Source organism: Streptomyces sp. NPDC058240 (assembly GCF_042882135.1).
Classification (GTDB): domain Bacteria; phylum Actinomycetota; class Actinomycetes; order Streptomycetales; family Streptomycetaceae; genus Streptomyces.
This window is the reverse complement of sequence record NZ_JBHVWT010000127.1, coordinates 1-3,746: the sequence shown is the minus strand read 5'-3', so window position 1 is coordinate 3,746 and position 3,746 is coordinate 1. Positions and strand designations below refer to the sequence as shown.

Below are 3,746 nucleotides of genomic sequence, written 5' to 3'. Positions count from 1 at the left end.
GGCAACACCACCTCAGCAAACACATCCTCGCCCAGCCGCCACGCAGCCCTCAGACCCTGGAACACCGGGCCGTACACCAACCCCCCTTCCGCATAACGCTCGTACACACCCTCAACCGAAACCGGCACCGCACCCACCGGAGGCCACACGGTCAGATCAGCCTCGCCCACACCGCCCCGCACCCCAGCACCCAACACACCCGTCGCATGCCGGGTCCAGGACGTGTCGTCCACCGCACCCTCACCACGGGAGAACACCCGCACCGCACGCCCACCAGAGCCACCCTCAGGCGCACCCACCACCACCTGCACCTGCACACCACCACGCACCGGCAACACCAACGGCGCCTCCAGCGTCAACTCCTCCAACACCCCACACCCGACCTGATCCCCCGCCCGAATCGCCAACTCCACAAACCCGGTGCCGGGGAAGAAGATCGAGCCACCCACGACATGGTCGGCCAGCCAGGGCTGGGTCTGCGCAGAGAGCCGACCGGTGAAGAGGACCCCCTCCGAGTCGGCGAGCACGACGGCCGCGCCCAGCAGTGGGTGGTCGGTGGCACCGAGGCCGATGGCCGCCGGGTCACCGTGATCGGTCGGCGTCTGCGACCAGAAACGGCGACGCTGGAAGGCGTACGTGGGCAGATCGATCTCGCGGGCTCCGCTGCCCTCGAAGACGGCGGGCCAGGCGACTTCGCCACCGGCGGCGTACAGGCGCCCCAGTCCGGCCAGGAGGGACCGCGCCTCCGGACGTCCCTTGCGCAGCAGCGGCACGCACACCGTCTGCTCCGTCTGCCCCGCCCGCTCCGACTCCTCGGTCTCCGCGCTCTCCGCGAGGCACGTCTGCGCGAGGCCCGTCAGCACACCGTCGGGGCCCACCTCCACGAACCGTGTCACTCCACGGTCCGCGGCGCTGCGCACGCCGTCGCTGAAGCGCACCGCTTCGCTCACATGCCGCAGCCAGTAGTCCACCGAGCACAGCTCCTGCTCGGCGGCCACGTCGCCCGTCACGTTGGACACCACTGCCAGCTTCGGCTCAGCGAACGACAGGCCCTCCAGGACCTGCCGGAAGTCGGCCAGCATCGGCTCCATCAGCGTGGAGTGGAAGGCGTGCGACACCTTCAGCCGGGACGTCTTTCGGCCCTGTGCCCGCAGCCACTCCGCGACCTCCTCCACCGCCGCTTCGGGGCCGGAAAGGACCACGGACCGCGGGCCGTTGACCGCGGCCAGGCCGGCTCCCGCCGACTCAGCGAGCAGCGGCAGCGTCTCCTCCTCCGTCGCCTCGACCGCGACCATCGCGCCGCCGGCCGGGAGCGCCTGCATCAGCCGGCCGCGCGCGGTGACCAGCGTGCAGGCGTCCGCCAGGGTCAGCACCCCGGCGATGTGCGCGGCGGCGATCTCGCCGATCGAGTGCCCCATCACGAAGTCGGGACGTACACCCCAGGAGTTGACCAGGCGGTACAGGCTCACTTCGACCGTGAACAGGGCGGGCTGGGCGTACTCGGTACGGTCCAGCAATGCCGCGTCAGCCGTGCCCTCGTCCGCGAACAGCACGTCCTTCACGGGCCGTTCCAGCAGACCGTCGAACTGCTCGCAGATCTCGTCCCAAGCCTGCCGGAAGACGGGGTACGTGTCGTACAGCTCGCGGCCCATGCCGGTGCGCTGCGCACCCTGCCCGGTGAACAGGAACGCGGTCTTGCCGCTGGTACGCACCGCGTCCGGCGCGGCCGTTTCCTCGGCGAGGGACCGCAGGCCGGCCACCAGCTCGGCCGTGTCCGCGCCGAGAACGGTCGCGCGCTGCTCCAGCGCGCCGCGCATCGTCGTCAGGGACCAGCCCACATCCGCCGGACGGAGTTCGCCGTGCTCCTCCACGTACGACGCGAGTCGCGCCGCCTGGGCGCGCAGCCCTTCCTCGCCGCGGGCGGAGATGACCCACGGCACCACGGTGTCGCTCGACGGCCCGGCCTCCGAGGAGTCGGCTGTCGGCTCGTCGTCCCGGTCGTGCGCAGCTTGCTCGATGATCACGTGGGCGTTCGTACCGCTGATGCCGAAGGACGAGATGCCCGCTCGGCGCGGCCGGTCGACGTCCCACGCGACTTCCTCGGTCAGCAGCCGCATCGCGCCCGCCGTCCAGTCGACGTGGGTGGACGGCTCGTCCACGTGCAGGGTCCTGGGCAGTACGCCGTTGCGCATCGCCATGACCATCTTGATGATTCCGGCGACGCCGGCGGCGCCCTGGGTGTGGCCGATGTTGGACTTGACCGAGCCCAGCCACAGCGGCCGGTCGGCAGCGCGCTCCTGTCCGTACGTCGCCATCAGGGCCTGGGCCTCGATCGGGTCACCCAGGACCGTGCCGGTGCCGTGCGCCTCGACCGCGTCGACGTCTGCGGCGGTGAGCTGGGCGTTGGCCAGTGCCTGGCGGATGACGCGCTGCTGGGCGGGGCCGTTCGGCGCGGTGAGGCCGTTGCTGGCGCCGTCCTGGTTGACCGCGGAGCCGCGTACGTGCGCGAGCACCCGGTGACCGTTGCGCGTCGCGTCCGACAGCCGCTCGACCACCAGGAGGCCCACGCCCTCGCCCCAGGCGGTACCGTCCGCTCCGGCGGCGAACGCCTTGCACAGACCGTCGCGGGACAGACCGCGCTGGCGGCTGAACTCCACGAAGGCGGCGGGCGAGGCCATGATCGTCACACCGCCTGCCAGGGCGAGATCGCACTCGCCGTTGCGCAGGGCCTGGATCGCGAGGTGCAGGGCCACCAGCGATGACGAGCACGCCGTGTCCACGGTCACGGCCGGCCCTTCCAGGCCGTACGTGTAGGCGATGCGCCCGGAGACGATGCTGCCGGAGCTGTTGCTGCCGGTGTAGTCGTGGTAGACGAGACCGGCGAAGACACCGGTGGCGCTGCCCTTGAGCGTCGCGGGGTCGATGCCCGCCCGCTCGAACGCCTCCCAGGACGTCTGCAGCAGCAGTCGCTGCTGCGGATCGGTGATGAGGGCCTCGTTCGGGCTGATGCCGAAGAAGTCCGCGTCGAAGTCGGCCGCGTCGTGCAGGAACCCGCCCCTGCGTACGTACGTGGTGTCCGGGCGGGACTCGGTGGGGTCGTAGAGGCGGTCGACGTTCCAGCCCCGGTTCTCGGGGAAGTCGGTGATGGCGTCGTCGCCTTCCAAGACCAGTTTCCACAGGTCTTCGGGCGACTCGATGCCGCCGGGGAAGCGGCAGGACATGCCCACGATGACGATCGGGTCGTCGGCGAGCGCGCCGGTCGTCGGCAGGACGGTGGCGGCGGCCACGTCTCCGGAGACCTCGGACAGCAAGTGGTCCGCGAGGTCGCCGGCGGTCGGGTAGTCGAAGACGAGAGTGGCCGGCAGGTGCAGGCCGGTTGTGTTGTTGAGGCTGTTGCGCAGTTCCACCGAGGTCAGCGAGTCGAAACCCAGGTCGCTGAAGGCGCGGTCCGGCGCGATGGCCGCGGGCGTCGCATGACCCAGTACTGCGGCGACTTGTCCCCGCACCAGGTCGAGGACCGCTTCGTGGCGTTCGGACTCGGCGAGTACGGCGAGGCGTTCACCGAGCGAGCTGGCAGCAGCGATCGCGGTCCGCGAGGTGGCCTGTCGGCGTGCCGGGCGTCCGGTGAGGTGGTGGTAGAAGGAGGGCAGGGCGGTGCCCTGTGCTCGCAGCGCCTCCACATCAAGACGTACCGGTACCAACGCCGCGTCCGCCCGCGCACCCGCATCAAACAACCGCAAGCCGTC

At 70.9% G+C, this 3,746-nt stretch carries 1 protein-coding gene; it reads right to left on the bottom strand.

Annotation, left to right across the window (positions count from 1 at the left end; all coding sequences use genetic code 11):
* Positions 1–3,746: beta-ketoacyl synthase N-terminal-like domain-containing protein (locus ACFVX4_RS41745; protein ID WP_389988655.1), on the bottom strand; the 3,746-nt coding region annotated here is incomplete at both ends.